Consider the following 18,883-nt stretch of genomic DNA (forward strand, 5'->3'; position numbering starts at 1 on the left):
TGTAATACGGCTTGGATGAATGAATTTTTACGACAACTGTCAGAAGCTTACCCTAACGACTATATTATTTTGGTGATGGATAATGCGGTTTGGCATAAATCACAGACATTGGATATTCCTAGCAATATTGAATTTACATTTATTCCACCTTATACACCAGAGATGAATCCGATTGAACAAGTTTGGGCAGAGATTCGGAAATTAGGATTTAAGAACAAAGCATTTAAATCATTGAATGACGTCATTGATCAGTTGCAAGAAGTTATCCAAAGCTTATCAACTACTCGCTTACGATCGATTGTCCATAGAGAATGGATATCTGCTAATTTTGATTCTGAATGAGTATTAAATCCAGTAAATTCAAGACTTCCTCTTCTTTGAACAATCCCTTTTTAGCCATCGCCAAACTCCCCTCTCAAGACAAGTATTTTCTCACCCCTAGTATACATTGCTTTTTTGCAATTTTTGTTTTTGGGGTAACGCCTCGTTTCAAGCAAAAAAACCTCCAACTGACAACAGTTGGAGGCCTCATACTAGTCATAACTCTTTCAAGAAATGCGGTTGAATTAAAAATCTTCCTTGTTCAAATCCCGCAACATTTGATCAATTTTATTACCATACTCAATGGACTCATCTTTCACAAAGGTCAAATCGGGGATTTTATAGATATGGAGTTGGCGACCTAGTTCCCGTTTGATGGTTCCAGTCGCTTTTTCCAAACCGATTTGTGCCTTTTGATTATCCGACGCCAAGTCACTCATGATACTGTAGTAAACTTTGGCAAGGGAGAGATCACCTGTCATTTGAACATCGGTGATGGTCACCCCTTGGACACGAGGGTCACGAACCTTTTTTTGAAGGATTTCGTTGACTTCGCGTTTGATTTCCATAGCGACCCGGTCAGTACGAATCGAATTTGCCATGAGGACCTCCCTCTTAGTGTTTGATTTCTTCCATGATGTAAGCTTCAATGACATCATCTACCTTAATGTCATTGTAGTTTTCAACCATGAGACCACCTTCGCGGCCGTTGCTGACTTCTTTTACATCATCCTTGTAGTGTTTCAAGCTTGCTAATTCACCATCGTAGATAACAACATCTTGACGGATAACGCGAACTTTAGAATCACGGGTAATTTTACCACGCAAGACCATAAATCCACCGATTGTACCCACTTTCGATACCTTGAAGGTCTCTCGGATAACAGCTTCCCCGATAACTTTTTCTTCGAATTCAGGATCAAGAAGTCCCTTCATCGCATCTTCTACTTCTTCAATAACCTTGTAAATAATGCTGTGTTGACGAATTTCAACACCATCGGTTTCTGCCTGCTGGCGAGCTTGTGGAGTAGGACGAACGTTAAAGCCGATAATAATGGCATTTGAAGCTTCTGCCAAGGTAATATCTGATTCATTGATAGCACCTACCGCTGAGTGAACGATGGTCACTTTTACACCTTCAACTTCAATTTTTTGAAGAGAGGCTGCGAGGGCTTCAACAGAACCTTGTACGTCAGCTTTAATGATAATATTAACAGACTTAACTTCACCGGCTTTAAGAGTATCAAAGAGATTCTCCAAGCTAACACGGGTTGTATTTTGACGCTGTTGGAGAAGGGCACGTTTGGCACGCTCTTCACCAGCTGCACGCGCAGCTTTTTCGTCTTCGTAAACTGCGAAGTGATCACCCGCCATTGGAGTTTCATTCAGACCAGTGATGGATACTGGTGTTGATGGACTTGCCACTTTGACCCGACGACCGAGGTCGTTGGTCATAGCACGAACCCGTCCAAAAGTATTACCGACAACAATCGGATCCTGAACGTTTAGGGTTCCTTGTTGAACCAATAGCGTTGCGACAGCCCCTTTGCCTTTATCCAATTGAGCCTCAATAACTGTACCGATGGCACGAACAGTTGGGTCTGCTTTCAGTTCTTGGATTTCAGCCACCAAGAGGACTGTTTCCAAAAGCTCATCAATGTTTTGATTGAATTTAGCTGAGATTTCAACAAACTCAGAATCTCCACCCCAGGCTGTTGACATAACACCATGCTCGGCCAATTCACCGATGACACGCTCTGGATTCGCACCTGGTTTATCAATCTTGTTGATGGCAACAATAATTGGAACATCAGCGGCCTTAGAGTGGTTAATCGCCTCGATGGTTTGCGGCATCACACCGTCATCCGCTGCCACTACCAGGATCGTAATATCCGTTACAGATGCTCCACGAGCCCGCATGCTGGTAAAGGCCGCGTGTCCAGGAGTATCCAAGAAGGTAATCTTCTTGCCGTTTTCTTCAATTTGGTAGGCACCGATGTGTTGGGTGATTCCTCCAGCCTCTCCTGTTGCAACACGAGAATTCCGAAGGGTATCCAAAAGAGTCGTTTTACCATGGTCAACGTGTCCCATGATCGTAACCACTGGTGGACGCTCAACCATCTCTTCTTCATTCAGGTGATCATCATCAACAAAGAAGCGTTCGATATCGGCATTGTCAACTTGAACCTTCTCTTTAGCTTCAATCCCATAATCTACCATAAGGAGTTCAATGGTCTCAGCATCAAGGGATTGGTTCTGTGTCGCCATGATTCCCATCATAAAGAGCTTCTTAACGATTTCTGCTGGTTCACGTTTGATCCGTTTTGCGATATCCGCAACGGTCATGCCAGCAGTGTATTCAAATTCTTTAGGAAGTTCGTGGAACTTGCGTTCGGTAACCGGTTTTGGCGCCTGGTTCTTGCCACGTTGGTTCTTCCCTTTGTTTTTGTTTTTATTCCAGTTACTATTTCTTTGATTTCTCACTTGATTTTGGTTATTTCGATTTCTATTTGCTTGCTTGCGTGGACCATCTTCGTGCTCATTATCACGACGTTTATCTGGTCTCGCTTGTTTCTTACGACGATTATCTGAAGCAGGCGCTGCCGCAACAGGTGCTTGGAAAGCGACTGGCTCCGGAACTGGAGCAACAGGTGCTTGTGTGACTGCTTCTTGTTTAGCTTCCTTGCGGCGTTTTGCCTGCTCTTCTTGAGCTTGGCGCTGGGCCTGAGCTTCTTTGAAGCGGGATTCACTATTCCGAGCGTACTCTGCATTTTGTTCCGCTTTTAAGGCTGCAGCACGTGCTTTGAAGTCTAGGCGGGGAGCTGCTGGCTGAGCATTCCGGTCCTGACGACGGTTTTGATCACGATTCCCACGATTGCGGTTTTGATCACGTCCCTGTCCCTGACCTTGACGATCACGGAAGTCTTGACCTTGACCACGACCTCCCTGACCTTTATTGCGGTCCTGCTTCCCACGTCCTTGTTTACGACGTTCCGCCTCAGCCTTAGCTTTCGCCTCACGCTCCGCCTTAAAATTCCGATTTTGTGGACGGTTATTATTAGCTGGAGCTGCTGGCTTAGACGCTTGCTCCGGAACAGAAGTTGGAGCTGCTACTGTCTTATCTTCAGCCTGTCCTACTTCTTTCGGAGCTACTGCTGATTTCACAGACTCAAAACTAGCCTTAATGCGATTCGCAACTTCTACCTCGACAGATGAAGCATGGCTTTTGACCTCAATCCCCAAGTCCTTAGCTCGACTGACAATCTCTTTACTTTCCTTGCCCAATTCCTTGGCAATTTCATACAAACGTTTTTTAGACATTTTCATGCCTCCATTTCTAGCTCATAATGGACCTCATTTTTTTTGCAAATCCGGAATCGACCACACTAAGCACCTTCCGTTGGCGCCCGATGGCCAGACTCAATTCTTGTGTTGAAAAATTATCAACTACCTTCTTTTTATAGTAGTGACTTTTATCCTCAATGGTCTTACGAAGATTAGGGCCTGCATCTTGTGCCAAAAACACTAATTGTGCTTGGTTATTCTGAATGCTTTTAATGACTAAATCTTCACCAGAAACAAGCTTTCCTGCTCGCTGGGCCAGACCTAAAAGGTTTAACAACTGTTCTTCCTTATTCAAGTCCTAACTCTCTTCGTTTCAATTTGCGATCGACAAAAGCGATCAGTTCATCGTAAAATTCTTCGGAAATTTCCTGACGAAAACTGCGATCAAAGACCTTCCGTTGCTTAGCCAAGGTAGCTTCTTCATTGTCCAATTTGATATAAGCCCCACGACCGTTGGCCTTACCAGTTGGGTCAATGCTAACCTGCCCGTCTTTCGTCCGGACAATCCTTACTAAATCACGTTTATCAATCACTTCACCCGAAACAAGGGACTTCCTCAAAGGAATCTTTCTTGCTTTGGTCATACTTATTCCTGTTCGTTTTCAATGCTCTCTGTTAGAGTAGCTTCTGCAACTTCAACTGCATCCGTAACTTCTGCTACCGTTTGTTCTTCCACATCCAAAACTTCTTCAGCAACCACTTCTGCTGCCTCCATGGCTGCAGCTTCCATAGCCTCAAATTCAGAAGCCGATTTGATATCAATTCGGAAACCTGTTAAATGAGCCGCCAAACGGACATTTTGTCCACGACGACCAATGGCCAAGGACAATTTGTCATCTGGTACAACGACCAAAGCACGCTTGCTATCTTTTTCATCAAAGATTACCTGGTCAACTTCAGCAGGTGCAATGGCATTATAAATAAATTCGGCTGGATCACTGACCCACTCGATGACGTCAATGTTTTCCTCAGTTGGAATCCATTTTTCCAATTTAGCATCGTACCGTGCAGGGTGGAACTTACTCGTAATTTTTTTGATATTGCTTCCGCCACGTCCAACAATGGTACCAATCGCATCAACGTTTGGGTTATGACTACGCACTGCCACCTTCGTCCGATCCCCAGCTTCACGAGAGACTGACATAATCTCAACAGTTCCATCGTAAACTTCGGGAATTTCTTGCTCCATCAAGCGTTTAATCATCTGTGGATGACTACGACTCACGAAAACATTCACCCCTCGTGGATTATCTTCAACCTTTTCCACATACACTTCGATACGATCATGGGAGGCAAAAACTTCACCTGGGATTTGATCCTTACGAGACATTTGTGCCTCAATGCTTCCAAGATTAATGTAGATAAAGCGGGCATCAAAACGCTCGACGGTACCACTCATTAGTTCATTTTCGTGTTCTTTATAAGTGTTGTAAGTAATTAGGCGTGTTTGCTTACGCATTTTCTCCATGATGGTTTGTTTAGCCGATTGGGCAGCTACCCGACCAAACTCCGTTGGAGATTCTTCAAATTTGATTTTATCTCCGAGCTCATAAGCTGCATTAATGCCCAAGGCATCTTTCAAGCTGATTTCCAAGCGGCTATCAAATACTTCATCTACAACTTCACGAACCGTGTAAACGTGGAAATCTGCTTTCTTCTCATCAAACTCAATAAGGGCACTATCAGCTTGTCCGTAACGACGACGATAGGCAGCACGAAGAGATTCGATGACTGTATCAATGATATCTTCTTTTTTGATCCCCTTATCTTCTTCAAGAATGCGGAAAGCTTCCTTCATTTCTTTACTCATGCTTCACTTGCTTTTGGTTCCCCAAAAGCTCCTTTCTGTTATAACTAAAATTTCACGGCCAAGCGGGCTTTGGAAACCAACTTGTAGGGAATTTCCACTTGTTTCTTCCGCGTTTTATCCATATATTCCAATTGCAGCGTCTCGCCATCAAAAGATAGGAGATCTCCTTCAATTTGTTTTTTCTTATCAATCGCTTGATAAAGACTCACATGGATGTAGGAACCAACGGCTGCTTCCATGGCTGTAGCTGTTTTTAATGGTCGTTCCAAACCAGGACTGGACACCTCCAAGAAATAATTTTCAGGGAAAGGGTCTGGCTGGATGGTATCCAAAAGTGGACTAATCAAGTCTGTCAAATCAGCCGTATCCTCAACAGTGATACCACCAGGCTTGTCCACAAAGACACTCAAGACCATATCACCACCCAATTTAGCATACTCAATGTCTACCAGTTCATAGGGCTGAGGAATCTGTCCCTCTAACACCTGGGACACCTGTTCAACAATCGTTGCGATAAGAACACCTCCTTTTTGCTATAAACAAGAGGCGAAGATTTCTCTTCGCCCCTCCTTCATTTTTTCATTCTGTTTAGATTATACCATAGAAATCCTCAAAAGCAAGGATTTTAATAGCCGAAAGAACAGTTTAATCTGGAAAATGCGCTTCCAAGCGATAGATAACTTGCCCTTTACTTGAAAACTTCTCTTCATATTCTGTACGGACATTGCCTTCGATTTCACTTGCGTGGAGATCTAACCAAACGCCATCCAAAATCATTCCATATTGAGACATCGAAACCAAGGAATATTCAAACAAACCTCGATTATCCGTCTTGAAGTGAATTTCTCCTTGGCTAGGCAAAATTGCCTGGTAAGTTTCCAAGAAAGACTTGTAGGTTAAACGCCGCTTTTCATGACGTTTTTTAGGCCAAGGATCCGAAAAATTCAAGTAAAGTCGTTGAATTTCCCCTAACTCGAAATAGTTAGTTAAGGAATCCCCATCTACCCATAGCAGGCGAATATTCGGAACATCTGTGAGCAAGACCTTATCCAAGGCGTAACTCAAAACAGACTTCTGAATATCAATTCCAATAAAATTGATGTCTGGATGATTCTTAGCCATCCCAGAGATAAACTGTCCCTTACCAGAGCCAACTTCAACGTAAATCGGATTGCTATTGCCAAAAATTTCCTGCCAGTGGCCTTTGGCACTTTCTGGATCCAAAACCACATATTCTGGATGTGCTTCTAGAAGCTCAGTGGCTCCTTTTCGATTGCGAACTCTCATAATCCCTTTCCAAAACGTGTCCGGAAATTTCGCAAAGCATAAATTTCTCGGTTCACATTATCAATATCATCATTAGCATAGTACTTACCGATCTGGTTCAAGTAAGAATACTGAGCATACCAATACAGCTTATTCAACACTTTCTCATTGTAGCGATAGCCATAGTAAACCAACCATTCCTGCCAACGTGACTCCGGAATATAGTGACTCAAGATATGCGCCACATCAAACATCCGATCTGTTAAACGAACAGAATCCCAGTCTACTAGATAAATCAAACCACTTTCCGTCTCAATCCAGTTACTGTGACGAACATCTCCATGAACAATCGTCGCATAATCTTCTCGGAATCCAGGAGCCGATTGACGTAGACCATCAATCACTTCCTGAAGAAATTGATTGCGACGAAGATTGGAATGAACAGACTCCCGCCAAGAATTGAGCAAGTCAATTGGAGTTTCCAACTGCTTCCCTAAACTCGTTAATTGAACCATCAAATGACGGGAACGATGCAGCCGACTCAAAATATTAATAATCTGCTTTTTACCCATTTCTCCAGGAGTTAGAATCTTTCCGTTTAACCACTGTTGCCCTGTCATCACCTGACCGTCGGGCATCCGGCGACTCCACAAAAGTTGGGGCGCAATCTGCTCCTTGGCTAAGCCAGCTAGAATCGGGCTGGTATTCATTTTTACAAAAATTTCACGTCCATCTGGATAAGTGCCCTTATAGGCATTCCCACTTTTACCCGCTAACGGGCTCAAGGATAACTCTTGATCAGTCCCTTCCATTATTCCCTCCTTGAAAAAATCTTCTTCATTCTACTAATTTTATACAGCTTCGTCAACCAATCTTCTTAGTTTATAAGGAATATAAAATTTAAAAAGCACGCCCATCGCAAATAAGAAAATACCTGCTTCCAAAAAGGCTCCACGTACGCCCAAGACCACTAACGCCTGAATCAAACTGATAAAGCCTAACTGTTCTAACAGACGTCTGAGCCCTACCACCTTGGCCTGACTTCCCCTTGGAAACAATCCCGTCATTACTTGCCCATCCTGACTCCTAAAAAGAGCCAATAACTGGAAAAACAACAGATAATACGCCACAAAAGCCAGACCAGCCGCTAACCAAACATGCGGCAGCAAGATGAGGGCTAACAAAGCTAAAAACTGAAGTCGTACCCAAAGCCCATAGTAAGGCCCTTTGCGTAAGAAAGAACGCAAAAACAAACTGTACCAAGGATTCGACTGCCCCCGTTCCAGAATGGGGAGAACGGGATTCCAATAGGCCCGCATCCGCACGCGCTCCTCAATCCCTTTCACCTGGGTGAAGAGGGAGAAAAAACGTAGAATTCCTTGCGTTCGACCTTGCTCTTCTGCAATCCAAAAATTCCAATCTACAGGACCGTCTTGACCTAATCCTCGATAACGGTACCTCAAAACACCGCATTGTAGAGCAGCTAAAAGAAGTACATAAGCCATCACAGGAATCCAGCTGTTAAAAATCACCAACCACAAGGGAAGAACCAGTGTAAAAGTAAGCAAAGCACGAATGAGCTGCACTCCAAGCGTCCGACGAAAAGCCACTAATAAAACCGCTTGAACATCAGCTTCCTGAACCAACAGGAAAAATTCATCACCTCGCCGCAAGTAGCTGGCCATCCGTCCAGGCCAAAAACAAATAGCTGAGACCAACGGTAGGAGCCAGATTAAAATCCCTCGATAAGGTGCTGAATCCACTAAAATTGCTCGATACTGGGTCAACACTAAACCCAAAAAAAGAAAACAAAAAAGAACAAAATGATCATTCAGCACATAGCGAAGATAGCCCATCATTTCCTTGTGGAAGGCTTGCCGTCTTCGCTTAAACAAATCATGCATGCTGGTCCTCCTGCGTCACTCGTAGATAAATATCATGAAGGCTTTGACCCGGCAGTTGGAATTGTTCCTGGATGTCTGGTAGACTCCCCTCTGCCAGAACTTGACCTTGATGGAGAAGGATGTAGCGATCACAAACCCTTTCGGCAGTATCCAAGACATGGGTAGACATTAAAACACCCTTTCCTTTTTTTCTTTCCTCCAGAAGAAACTGCAATAAATCCTCAATGGCTAAGGGATCTAATCCTAAAAAAGGTTCATCCACAATATACAAATCGGGATCCACTAAAATGGCACACAAAATCATGACCTTCTGTTTCATCCCCTTGGAAAATTCCGCCGGTAGCCAATCTAGCTTTTGATCCAAGCGGAATCGCTGAAGATAGGGAGCTAGACGTTCGAGAGCTTGGTCTAAATCTTTTTCATAGGCCATGGCTATGATTTCTAAATGCTCCCGCAAAGTCAATTCATCATAGAGCATTGGTGTTTCTGGTATATAGCCAATCTTCTTCCGGTAAGTCACGGCATCTTCTTGAAGTTTTTGCCCATCCAAGAGGATTTCACCCTTATACGGATGAAGAAAACCGATAATTTCCTTAATCGTCGTCGACTTCCCAGCCCCATTTAATCCAATCAACCCTACAATTTCATGTTTTTTAACGGAGAAACTAATCTCTTTCAACACAGGTAGGTTGAAATATCCCCCCGTAACCTGATTCACTTCTAACATAAATCCTCCATTTTTGCTATACTAAGAGAAAGCGAGCACAGGTCGCCTCTGGCGGTCATCGTCAACCGCTTTCCTATTGAAATTCAATCAATTCCATTATAACAAATGGAAGGAACTTAAGGAGGAAAATATGGATTGTCTTTTCTGTAAAATTGTTGCGGGAGAAATCCCAGCTAGTAAAGTCTATGAAGATGAGCACATTCTAGCTTTTTTGGACATTTCCCAAACAACCCCGGGCCATACCTTGGTAATCCCCAAAAAGCATTATCGGAACATTCTTGATTTAGAACCACAAGTCGCTAAAGATCTTTTTGGACAAGTTCCGGCCTTAGCCCGTCGTCTAAAAAAAGCTGTTGGAGCGCAAGGAATCAATGTCCTCAATAACAGTGAAGAAGCAGCTGGACAAACTGTTTTCCATACCCATGTCCACTTACTTCCCCGCTTTGAAGCAGGAGATGGCCTCGCTATCCAATTCCAAACTCAGGAACCTGACTTTGCCCACTTGGCACAGCTAGCCCAGAAAATCCAAGAAACTCAGGAGGAAGCTTAAATGAGTTTGCTATCAACCATTCTATTTTTAAGTGCTGCCAAATCTTCCTACGAACTTGTCCTGAACCGTAAGGAGATTTTCAGTAATGCCAAAGAGGCTGCCGTTGAAACCAAGCGAGTTAACGCCCTACAAGCACAACTGAAAAACCAACTGAAAACTCTCCAAAAAGAAGCCGAAAAAATTGCACCCCTAGCCCATGACCTCGCCTATAAAACACAAGCGTTTAGTCAGGAAGCCCAGGCACGAGCAGAACAAATTCAAGCTCAAATGGAACAGGCTCAAGAGCGTGTCAAGCAAGTCAAAAATCACCCAAATCAGAAGTAACCCTAGTAAGCCCCCGCGATTGTTAACGCAGGGGTTCTCCTATTTATCCTCAAAAAACTCTAAACACAAACCTTCATTTGCCACTTACAATCGTTCAATATTTGAAAATATTGTCAAAGTTATTCCAGAAAGGCCCCTATGTCCCTCCTTCAACGTACCTTAAAACTTACTCTCGCCACCTGTTCAGCGGCTTTCCTAGCCAGTTTTCTAGGGGCTAATTATGCCATCACAGCTGGTATTATTGCCATTCTCAGTGTTTCAGACACTCGGCAACGAACCTTTACCTTAGCCTATCAAAGACTATTATCAGCGCTCCTAGCTCTAGCACTAGGTAGTTTAGTCTTCTTGATACTAGGCTTTCACCTCTGGTCCCTAGCCCCCTTCCTACTCCTCTATGTCCCCTTGGCCCATCACTTCCAGCTAGAAATCGGGATTACCCCTAGTACCGTTTTAGTAACCCACCTTCTTTTAGAAGAAAGCGTCGCCCTCTCCTTCCTTGCCAACGAAGTTCTGATCTTCCTAATTGGAACCCTCAGCGCCCTCTTGGTCATTCTCTATATGCCCGGGCGACAAAAAGAGTTGGAGACTTACCACACCCAAGTAGAAAATTTACTGAAAGGCATCCTCAAACGCTTCGTGTTTTTCCTCAGACAAGGGGATGGACGAAACGATGCTAAATTGGTCAAAGAATTAGACCTCGAACTCCGTCAAGCTCTAGAAGTTGCCTACCTAGACTACTCCGACCAACTCCTTCAAAAAGATAGCTACCATGTTGACTATTTTGAAATGCGCCAAGCCCAAAACTACATCCTCAAGGATATGGCTCAAACCATCAATAACTGCCAACTCTCCTCAGAAGAAAGCCACATTCTAGCAGGACTCTTTCAACATGTGGCTGACCAACTCAGCCAACTCAATCCCGCCGAGGCCCTTATGGAAGAAATTCAAACCTACCTCGAAACCTTCCGCAAACGCCCGCTCCCCCAGACACGCCAAGAATTTGAAACCCGCGCCATCCTCTTACAGCTCCTCAAAGATCTCAAACAATTTGTCCAATTAAAAGTTGACTTTGCTAGCCATTATCGCAATCAAATCAATGAAAAAATTCGCTCTGATAATAGGAATAAGTAGCCTCCTATTTCTCATGATTCGTACTTACTATACCATTTAAAAAAAAATCTAATCTACTATTCCGTTTATTATGCCCAAAATTTAGAACATGATCCTAGCTACAATCCTACCATGGCAATGATTGTCGATAATTTAGATTATATTTCTAGACCAGAAAACGACCTAATTAAATATGATTTTGATGGTCATAATACTGTTTATAACTTAAAATATAGTATCCATTTAACAGGTTCTATTGAAGAGTATATGCTTTTTCAGGGAAGAGATATCTATTACTTTACAGGGAAAGGAGAATTTTTAGAATTCAGAGTACTAGCTAGTGACACTAACCTTTCTGATAATTCCAAGGAAAGAAGGGAAGAAGGGGAAAAATTTGTCAATGAACTCCTGCAGCCTATTATTGATCATCAACCTAGCCCTCCACAAGGACAAAATCTTCAGTGTCTCTTCAACATCACCTATGGTAAAAGATTCCAATAAAAAAGAAATTTTACAGAAAATAGAGAGAATCCTAGCACCTGCAACCAAGGATCTTATTATGGCTCAAAAAACACCCTTTATTAACCTACAAAAACTATTTAACCAGTTAATAACGAGCAAGCATCGTTCCAAGTAGAAGGTCTAAAATCAACAAAAATTATTACCCCCATCTGCGGAATAGTGCTATTTCACTCTTAGTATTCAATACAAACTTCCTACTCCATAGAAAATAAAAGAGAGCAACTTCAACTTAGAGTTGCTCTCTTTTATTGTTTCAAACTAGGCTCTCCTAGCTTCATAGCTATTCAGCAGCAGATTGAGGCTCGACACTTTCAGATGCAGCCCCTCCTCCATTTAACTCATCTAGGGTAACTGCATTGGTCTTCAGTTTTTTGAGGCTATCTAGGCCAAGTGAGGTGCGCAATGTATTTTGCATTTCTAAAATATGGCCTGTTTCTACAATCTGATAGCTTCCCCCATCTGGAAGAGTTGCATCTTCTCCCCGCAGTTGCTCTTGTTGAATATTTCGGAAAGCATCTTGGTAAACCAAGAGTTTCGGAATACTATTGGATGAGAGGTCAATACTCGTCTGCATATTATTGCTGACAGCACCTAGGATTTCTTTATAATGACTGACACTATTTAAACTAAGAACTTTTTGCACTACTTTTTGAATAGCTTCTCGCTGGCGTTGTTGACGACCATAATCTCCCTCCGGATCTTGGTAACGCATCCGAGCATAGACTAGGGCTTGATCGCCATTAATATGCTGTTTTCCTGGTTTAATGGTTGCAGTATATTCAGGTTCTTGCTCCTCAATGGAGATTGGGAAGTCAAAAGTATTATTGACCTCAATACCACCAACCGCATCCACCAACTCAACCAACCCCTGCATATTAATCATGACATAGTGATCAATGCTAATATTCATCAAGGACTCAATCGTCGGAATCGCCAATTCAGCACCACCCATGGCATAAGCGGCATTCAGTTTAGCTTCCGTCACCTCACCTTTTTGTGAAATCTTGGTCAAGATGTCCCTTTCTAAACTCATCATCGTGGTTTCTTTGGTATCCGGATTAACGGTCACCAACAGCATGGTATCACTATTTCCTTCCCAAGGATCGGACCGTGAGCCACTCCCGGTGTCTACTCCCATTAGGAGCATGGTCATGGGTTCTGCTTTTTCAATAACATCCGATTGACGACCAAAATTCTGAAAGGTTTTCGCTAACTGACCTGTGGATTGGAAGTAAATCGTACCTGCATAGGTTCCCAAACCAATCAGGGTCACTAAAAGAAAGGTTAAAAATAATTTTAAATTCTGTTTAAACATGATGTTACCTATCTAATACAAGCCCCATATAGAGGACTGTTTCATAGCTTCCATCCCAAAGTTGGATGGCTTCTTCCTGCCGACCTTCATAGGAAAAGCCAAATTTCTCATACAAAGCTCTGGCAGCTCGGTTTCTTTCTTGAACATTCAAAGATAAACGGCGAATAGATGGCGTTTCTGCCAACCAGTCTAGGAGCAGTTCAAAAAGCATCGTCCCGATACCATGACCCCAATAAGCCTGTCCTACAGCCACAAAGACCTCTCCCACATGACTCAAACGAGGATTGGAATCGATGGACACATTCAAAAGACCAATCACTTGATTGTCTAAACGAGCTAGTAAGAACAAACGTGATGGATGGTTAGCACTAGACTCCAAATAATCAGCCAGCTGCTTTTGGGATAAATCAAGGCCACTAGGCTCCAAACTAGTAAGGTCACTCTCACCGGCGACTTGCTTAAAAAATGCTAATAAACTAGAAGCATCTGAGGCCTGAGCCTCCTCAATCACCAACTCTTGCTGCGGCATCCTTCCAAGCCTCCATCAATTCTTGACTACGCTGGCCAACTGCTGCCAACTCCAGACGACGTCCTTCCCCCTCATGATGAAGAGTCACATGAAGGTAATCGTCTGGAAGAGCCTCCTCCAACAACTCTCCCCATTCAATAACGGTAATCCCTTCCCCAAACAGAAACGCATCTAAGTCGATCGAATCCGGATCACCATCAATCCGATAGACATCCAAGTGATAAAGTGGCAACCGCCCCTCATATTCACGAACAATCGTATAAGTTGGACTTTTGATCATTTGATCAATATCCAATCCTCGCGCTAAGCCCTTGGTAAAAGTCGTTTTTCCAGCTCCCAAATCTCCTGATAAAATCAAGACATCGCCTACATCCAGTAGGTGCCCTAGTTTCTCTCCCCAGGCTATCAGGGTTTCTTCATTTTGAATTATCATTCCACCATTATACCAAATTCCCCTCTTACTTCCTACTTTTTATCCAATCATCAGCAAGTAAAAAGAGGCACATGCCTTGAAGAGCCGCAAATCCTAAGACAAAAATAATGTATTCCCAGCTAAAGATATCCAAAAAAGTCTGAAGCACAAGTCTCGGACGCGTAAAGACATCCCATGAATTCAATCGGGGATAACGACCTACTGTAATAGCCAAACTCGAGAGAAAAGATAAGATTGAGGTAGCAAAAATCTCTTGCCATAGCTTCCATGAAAAGTGTGAGCGCACCAAGCGCCAACTTTCAACCCCACACAATACTCCGAAAAATATAGCAAAGACAAAGCCAAAAAAGAGCTTCTGATTGGCCCTATTGTAGAGAACATCCCCTACCCAATGCATGTGTATCAAATCAGTGACCATATAGAAAGTATTTGGAAAAAAGAGTAACCATAAAAGCCAAGCTCCCCATCGCAAGATACGATTCTGTGTCACCTTAGAGAGAAGAGCAAAGTCTAGAGCCGTCAAAGCTAAAAACATATTCCATGTTAAATTGGGACCTTGTTGGGTCGCTCCAATCAAGGCTAGTACTGCAAAAATCGCAATAAAAGCAGATTGATAGACAATAAAAATTCGTTTATACATCGTAACTCCTTTTTTATTTGTATCAGTTTACCATGAAAAGTTTAAAATTTGCTATACTAGGTAAAAGCAAAAAAACTGGAGCATGTATGGAAACTCGTAAAATTATTGCCCTCGACCTCGATGGGACCCTCTTAAACAATCAACAACAAATTTCCTCTAAAAGTCAAGAAGTCCTCAACAAGATTCAAGCGCAGGGACATAAAATTATTATCACAACTGGTCGTCCCTACCGCTCAGCTCTCCCCTACTACCAACAGCTAGGGCTAGAGACCCCTTTGATTTCTTTCAATGGTGCTTTAACCGTTCTCCCTGGAAAAGAGTGGGACCACGAACGGGAATACACCATTGATAAAGAATATCTGGTTGACCTCGTTCAACGACAAGATGAGGTTCAAGCAGACTTCATTGTAAGTGAATACCGGAAAAAATTCTTTATTCACCAACAAGACTCTCATAGTTTTGACCCCCAACTTTTAGGGGTGGATAAAATCACAACCCAACACCAACTGATTCTACAAAAAATCAGCAAAAACCCAAATGCCATCCTCTTTCAAACCCGTTTTCAAGATAGTGAAAGCCTAGCTCAAGACTTGATGGCTTACTACCACGGTGAAATGAACGTTAGTTCCTGGGGCGGACCCTACAATATTTTAGAATGTACCCCTAAAGGCATTCACAAAGCAAATGCCCTCAAACATCTCTTGACTGTCTATCAAAAGCAGCCCTCTGATTTAATTGCTTTTGGAGACCAACTCAATGACAAAGAGATGTTAGCCTATGCCGGATCAGGTTACGCCATGCAAAATGCCAACCCTAAGCTCCTGGACTACGCTGACCAACAAATCCCATGGACCAATCAAGAAGACGGAGTTGCCCAAAAATTACTACAACTCTTCTTATAAAGATAAAGAAATAGCCAAGCTCCAGAAAGCAGTCCAAGATTTCATTCTAATTTTGAACTGCTTCCTTTTTTGATAGCTTTTATGTAAACGCTTGCAACTATAAAACCATTGTGATATACTAAACATATGAGAAAGGGAACTATCCCTAAGAATAAGGAGGCTCATATGAAAGCAGTTGTTGTTAATGCAGAAGGAACTGGTGTAGAAGTTGTTGAAAAAGAATTTCGTCCTATCGAAGCTGGTGAAGCTCTCGTAGAAATTGAATACTGTGGAGTCTGCCACACCGATTTACACGTTGCACATGGTGATTTTGGAAAAGTTCCAGGTCGTGTCCTAGGTCATGAAGGTATCGGACTTGTTAAAGAAGTAGCTCCCGATGTAACCAGTCTCAAAGTCGGGGACCGTGTCAGCATTGCTTGGTTCTTCCAGGGATGTGGAACCTGTGAATACTGTACAACCGGTCGTGAAACTCTCTGCCGTGACGTTAAAAATGCTGGCTACTCTGTTGACGGAGGCATGGCTAAACAATGTATCGTGACTGCAGACTATGCTGTGAAAGTTCCTGAAAATCTTGATCCAGCTCAAGCTTCTTCTATCACCTGTGCTGGGGTAACCACCTACAAAGCCATCAAAGAAGCGAATGTTCAGCCTGGTCAATGGGTTGTCGTTTACGGTGCTGGTGGTCTTGGGAACCTTGCTATCCAATATGCTAAAAAAGTTTTCAATGCTCATGTTATTGCCGTCGATATTAATCAAGATAAATTAGATTTGGCCCTAGAAGCAGGAGCCGACATTAGCCTCAATGGCTTGGAAGTTGAAGATGTTCCTGGAAAAATTATGGAAATTACTGGTCTTGGAGCCCATGCTGCAGTCGTAACAGCAGTATCAAAAGTTGCCTTTAACCAAGCTGTCGATTCCCTTCGGGCTGCAGGTGTTCTTGTGGCCGTTGGACTACCATCTGAATATATGGATCTCAGTATCGTAAAACTCGTTTTAGATGGTATTAAAGTTGTAGGCTCTCTTGTTGGAACTCGTAAAGATTTGGAAGAAGCCTTCCAATTTGGAGCTGAGGGACTCGTAGTACCAGTTGTACAACTACGTCCAGTAGAAGAGGCACCAGCTGTCTTTGATGAAATGGAAGCGGGTACAATCCAAGGCCGTATGGTACTAGACTTTAAAAACGCTTAATCTTTTCCAAAATAGGGAACGCTGAATGAGTTCCCTATTTTTTGTGGTTTTTTCACTTGTATGAGAATTTTTGAAATTACTTGACATTTTTTTGAAATCGCTTTACAATGAGATAGCTTAAAAATTTCTTAAGAATTTAAGTCGCAAATATTTTTTAGGAGGAGACCAATAATGAGTATTGGAATCATTATTGCCAGCCACGGTGAATTTGCTGCCGGCATTCATCAATCTGGATCTATGATCTTTGGTGATCAGGAAAAAGTCCAGGTTGTGACCTTTATGCCGAGTGAAGGACCAGACGACTTGTATGCCAAGTTCAATGACGCTGTAGCTGCTTTTGATGCTGAGGACGAAGTACTTGTCCTAGCTGACCTTTGGAGTGGATCACCCTTCAACCAAGCTAGTCGTGTCATGGGAGAAAACCCCGACCGCAAGTTCGCTATTATCACTGGTTTGAACTTACCGATGTTAATTCAAGCCTACACAGAACGAATGATGGATGCATCGGCTGGGGTTGAAGCTGTCGCAGCCAACATCATTAAAGAGGCAAAAGAGGGGATTAAGGCTCTACCTGAGGAACTAAACCCTGCTGAAGAAGCAACAGCTGCAGTAGAAGGCCCTACTATTCAAACAGCTATCCCTGAAGGAACTGTTATTGGAGATGGGCAGTTGAAGATCAATTTAGCTCGAATCGACACCCGCTTGCTTCACGGTCAAGTGGCCACTGGATGGACTCCTGACTCAAAAGCTGATCGTATCATCGTAGCATCGGATTCAGTTTCTCAGGACGAGCTCCGCAAAGAGTTAATCAAACAAGCAGCACCTGGTAATGTTAAAGCCAATGTTGTTCCTATTCAAAAATTGATTGATGTCTCAAAAGATCCTCGGTTTGGAAATACCCATGCCCTTATCCTATTTGAAACACCTCAAGACGCTCTTCGGGCCATTGAAGGAGGCGTGCCTATCAAAACCTTAAATGTTGGTTCCATGGCACACTCAACTGGTAAAACAATGGTTAACAATGTTCTCTCCATGGATAAAGAAGACGTTGCGACCTTTGAAAAATTGCGTGACCTTGGCGTTGAATTTGACGTCAGAAAGGTTCCGAATGATTCTAAAAAAGACTTGTTTGACCTCATCTCTAAGGCCAACATTCACGAATAATAGAAAGGACATAAAACATGTCATTGATTTCTGCAATTTTGGTTGTCCTTGTTGCCTTCCTAGCTGGACTTGAAGGTATCTTGGATCAATTCCAATTCCATCAACCACTCGTTGCTTGTACTCTTATCGGTCTTGTTACCGGCAATCTTACTGCCGGTATTATGCTCGGTGGTTCTCTACAAATGATTGCCCTTGGTTGGGCTAATATCGGTGCTGCAGTTGCACCAGATGCTGCTCTTGCCTCTGTAGCAGCTGCCATTATCCTTGTTCTAGGAGGCGATACTTCTCCTCGTGGTATCGCCGTTGCCCAAGCCGTTGCTATTCCCCTAGCCGTTGCAGGTCTATTCCTAACCATGTTGGTACGGACTGCTTCTGTTGGTTTGGTTCATGGAGCAGATGCCGCTGCTAAAGAAGGAAATATCGCCAAAATGGAGCGTTACCACTATATTGCCCTTCTTCTTCAAGGACTACGGATTGCTATTCCTGCTGCCCTCCTTCTTGCTATCCCAACAAGTGCAGTACAATCAGCTCTTGAAGCCATGCCTGCTTGGTTATCAGAAGGAATGGCTATCGGAGGTGGTATGGTTGTCGCTGTTGGTTACGCTATGGTTATCAACATGATGGCTACTCGTGAAGTATGGCCATTCTTTGCAATCGGTTTTGCTCTTGCCGCTGTTTCTGATTTGACCTTGATTGCTCTCGGTGCTATTGGTGTTGCTCTTGCCTTTATCTATCTAAACCTATCCAAAAAGGGAGGTTCCGGTAATGGTACTGCTACAGCCACTTCTACTGACCCTATCGGGGACATTCTTGAAGACTACTAAGAAAGGGGA

General features: G+C 43.1%; 23 protein-coding genes. 9 read left to right on the top strand and 14 right to left on the bottom strand.

The genetic code is table 11. From position 1 onward, the window contains the following. Window positions 1-342 (top strand): transposase (locus E4T71_RS00605; protein ID WP_194181234.1); only part of this gene is annotated, 342 nt, incomplete at its 5' end. A gap of 224 nt (window positions 343-566) precedes the next feature. On the opposite strand, the gene rbfA is transcribed toward E4T71_RS00605, so the two are convergent. The 10 genes from rbfA to E4T71_RS00655 form a co-directional block, all read right to left on the bottom strand. Then, window positions 567-923, bottom strand: coding sequence for a 30S ribosome-binding factor RbfA (gene rbfA / locus E4T71_RS00610; protein ID WP_135035315.1), 357 nt, complete (start codon window positions 921-923; stop codon window positions 567-569). A gap of 13 nt (window positions 924-936) precedes the next feature. Continuing rightward, window positions 937-3,642: a translation initiation factor IF-2 gene (infB, locus tag E4T71_RS00615; protein ID WP_135035318.1), complete on the bottom strand. Its 2,706-nt coding sequence runs from the start codon at window positions 3,640-3,642 to the stop codon at window positions 937-939. Between the two features lie 16 nt (window positions 3,643-3,658). Continuing rightward, window positions 3,659-3,961 carry a YlxQ-related RNA-binding protein gene (locus E4T71_RS00620; RefSeq protein WP_135035321.1) on the bottom strand — a complete coding sequence of 101 codons (303 nt, stop codon included), beginning with the start codon at window positions 3,959-3,961 and terminating at the stop codon, window positions 3,659-3,661. Then, window positions 3,954-4,250: an RNase P modulator RnpM gene (gene rnpM, locus E4T71_RS00625; RefSeq protein ID WP_135035325.1), complete on the bottom strand. Its 297-nt coding sequence runs from the start codon at window positions 4,248-4,250 to the stop codon at window positions 3,954-3,956. Before rnpM ends, E4T71_RS00620 begins: the two co-directional genes overlap by 8 nt. Before the next feature lie 2 nt (window positions 4,251-4,252). Further along, window positions 4,253-5,476, bottom strand: a complete 1,224-nt coding sequence (gene nusA, locus E4T71_RS00630; protein ID WP_135035328.1) for a transcription termination factor NusA — start codon at window positions 5,474-5,476, stop codon at window positions 4,253-4,255. A 44-nt stretch (window positions 5,477-5,520) separates the two neighbouring features. Then, window positions 5,521-5,970, bottom strand: a complete 450-nt coding sequence (gene rimP / locus E4T71_RS00635; RefSeq protein ID WP_245165698.1) for a ribosome maturation factor RimP — start codon at window positions 5,968-5,970, stop codon at window positions 5,521-5,523. A gap of 151 nt (window positions 5,971-6,121) precedes the next feature. Next, on the bottom strand, window positions 6,122-6,763 hold the full coding sequence (trmB, locus tag E4T71_RS00640) for a tRNA (guanosine(46)-N7)-methyltransferase TrmB (protein ID WP_135035334.1): 642 nt from the start codon (window positions 6,761-6,763) through the stop codon (window positions 6,122-6,124). Further along, window positions 6,760-7,554 (bottom strand): cell cycle regulator CcrZ, encoded by a 795-nt coding sequence (gene ccrZ / locus E4T71_RS00645; protein ID WP_135035337.1) that lies wholly within the window; start codon window positions 7,552-7,554, stop codon window positions 6,760-6,762. Before ccrZ ends, trmB begins: the two co-directional genes overlap by 4 nt. 39 nt (window positions 7,555-7,593) lie before the next feature. Beyond that, window positions 7,594-8,646, bottom strand: coding sequence for an ABC transporter permease (locus tag E4T71_RS00650; protein WP_135035340.1), 1,053 nt, complete (start codon window positions 8,644-8,646; stop codon window positions 7,594-7,596). Further along, window positions 8,639-9,373 carry an ABC transporter ATP-binding protein gene (locus E4T71_RS00655; RefSeq protein WP_135035343.1) on the bottom strand — a complete coding sequence of 245 codons (735 nt, stop codon included), beginning with the start codon at window positions 9,371-9,373 and terminating at the stop codon, window positions 8,639-8,641. The genes E4T71_RS00650 and E4T71_RS00655 overlap by 8 nt, the downstream gene beginning before the upstream one ends. A 130-nt stretch (window positions 9,374-9,503) precedes the next feature. Here E4T71_RS00655 and E4T71_RS00660 point away from each other — a divergent pair, with 130 nt between their 5' ends. The 4 genes from E4T71_RS00660 to E4T71_RS00675 all read left to right on the top strand — a co-directional run bounded on the left by E4T71_RS00660 (window position 9,504) and on the right by E4T71_RS00675 (window position 11,858). Next, the gene (locus E4T71_RS00660) at window positions 9,504-9,923 is read left to right on the top strand and encodes an HIT family protein (RefSeq protein WP_135035346.1); all 420 of its coding nucleotides are present in this window, start codon (window positions 9,504-9,506) and stop codon (window positions 9,921-9,923) included. After that, window positions 9,924-10,247, top strand: coding sequence for a hypothetical protein (locus tag E4T71_RS00665; RefSeq protein WP_135035349.1), 324 nt, complete (start codon window positions 9,924-9,926; stop codon window positions 10,245-10,247). A 138-nt stretch (window positions 10,248-10,385) separates the two neighbouring features. Beyond that, on the top strand, window positions 10,386-11,378 hold the full coding sequence (locus tag E4T71_RS00670; protein WP_135035352.1) for an aromatic acid exporter family protein: 993 nt from the start codon (window positions 10,386-10,388) through the stop codon (window positions 11,376-11,378). A gap of 111 nt (window positions 11,379-11,489) precedes the next feature. Then, entirely contained in the window at window positions 11,490-11,858 is a 369-nt protein-coding gene (locus tag E4T71_RS00675; protein ID WP_167758449.1) for a hypothetical protein, read from the top strand. 301 nt (window positions 11,859-12,159) lie between these two features. Here E4T71_RS00675 and E4T71_RS00680 read toward each other — a convergent pair whose 3' ends face one another. Genes E4T71_RS00680 through E4T71_RS00695 form a run of 4 tightly spaced genes read right to left on the bottom strand, consistent with a single transcriptional unit; the run spans window position 12,160 to window position 14,796 of the window. Then, a complete protein-coding gene (locus E4T71_RS00680; RefSeq protein WP_135035358.1) occupies window positions 12,160-13,194 on the bottom strand; it encodes an LCP family protein in 1,035 nt (344 codons plus the stop codon). Window positions 13,195-13,198: 4 nt separating this feature from the next. After that, window positions 13,199-13,723 carry a GNAT family N-acetyltransferase gene (locus E4T71_RS00685; protein ID WP_135035361.1) on the bottom strand — a complete coding sequence of 175 codons (525 nt, stop codon included), beginning with the start codon at window positions 13,721-13,723 and terminating at the stop codon, window positions 13,199-13,201. Then, window positions 13,698-14,156 carry a tRNA (adenosine(37)-N6)-threonylcarbamoyltransferase complex ATPase subunit type 1 TsaE gene (tsaE, locus tag E4T71_RS00690; protein WP_135035364.1) on the bottom strand — a complete coding sequence of 153 codons (459 nt, stop codon included), beginning with the start codon at window positions 14,154-14,156 and terminating at the stop codon, window positions 13,698-13,700. The genes E4T71_RS00685 and tsaE overlap by 26 nt, the downstream gene beginning before the upstream one ends. A gap of 25 nt (window positions 14,157-14,181) precedes the next feature. Then, on the bottom strand, window positions 14,182-14,796 hold the full coding sequence (locus tag E4T71_RS00695) for a DUF1361 domain-containing protein (protein WP_135035367.1): 615 nt from the start codon (window positions 14,794-14,796) through the stop codon (window positions 14,182-14,184). A gap of 86 nt (window positions 14,797-14,882) precedes the next feature. On the opposite strand from E4T71_RS00695, the gene E4T71_RS00700 reads away from it, so the two are divergent. The 4 genes from E4T71_RS00700 to E4T71_RS00715 all read left to right on the top strand — a co-directional run bounded on the left by E4T71_RS00700 (window position 14,883) and on the right by E4T71_RS00715 (window position 18,874). Beyond that, window positions 14,883-15,698 (top strand): HAD family hydrolase, encoded by an 816-nt coding sequence (locus E4T71_RS00700; RefSeq protein ID WP_135035370.1) that lies wholly within the window; start codon window positions 14,883-14,885, stop codon window positions 15,696-15,698. 165 nt (window positions 15,699-15,863) lie between these two features. After that, entirely contained in the window at window positions 15,864-16,886 is a 1,023-nt protein-coding gene (gene adhP, locus E4T71_RS00705; protein ID WP_135035373.1) for an alcohol dehydrogenase AdhP, read from the top strand. A gap of 171 nt (window positions 16,887-17,057) precedes the next feature. Next, window positions 17,058-18,050: a PTS sugar transporter subunit IIB gene (locus E4T71_RS00710; protein WP_135035375.1), complete on the top strand. Its 993-nt coding sequence runs from the start codon at window positions 17,058-17,060 to the stop codon at window positions 18,048-18,050. A gap of 17 nt (window positions 18,051-18,067) precedes the next feature. Further along, entirely contained in the window at window positions 18,068-18,874 is an 807-nt protein-coding gene (locus tag E4T71_RS00715) for a PTS mannose/fructose/sorbose transporter subunit IIC (RefSeq protein ID WP_135035378.1), read from the top strand. The last annotated feature ends 9 nt before the right edge of the window (window positions 18,875-18,883 follow it).

It is taken from the genome of Streptococcus sp. WM07, from assembly GCF_004570525.1.
Taxonomy (GTDB): Bacteria; Bacillota; Bacilli; order Lactobacillales; family Streptococcaceae; genus Streptococcus.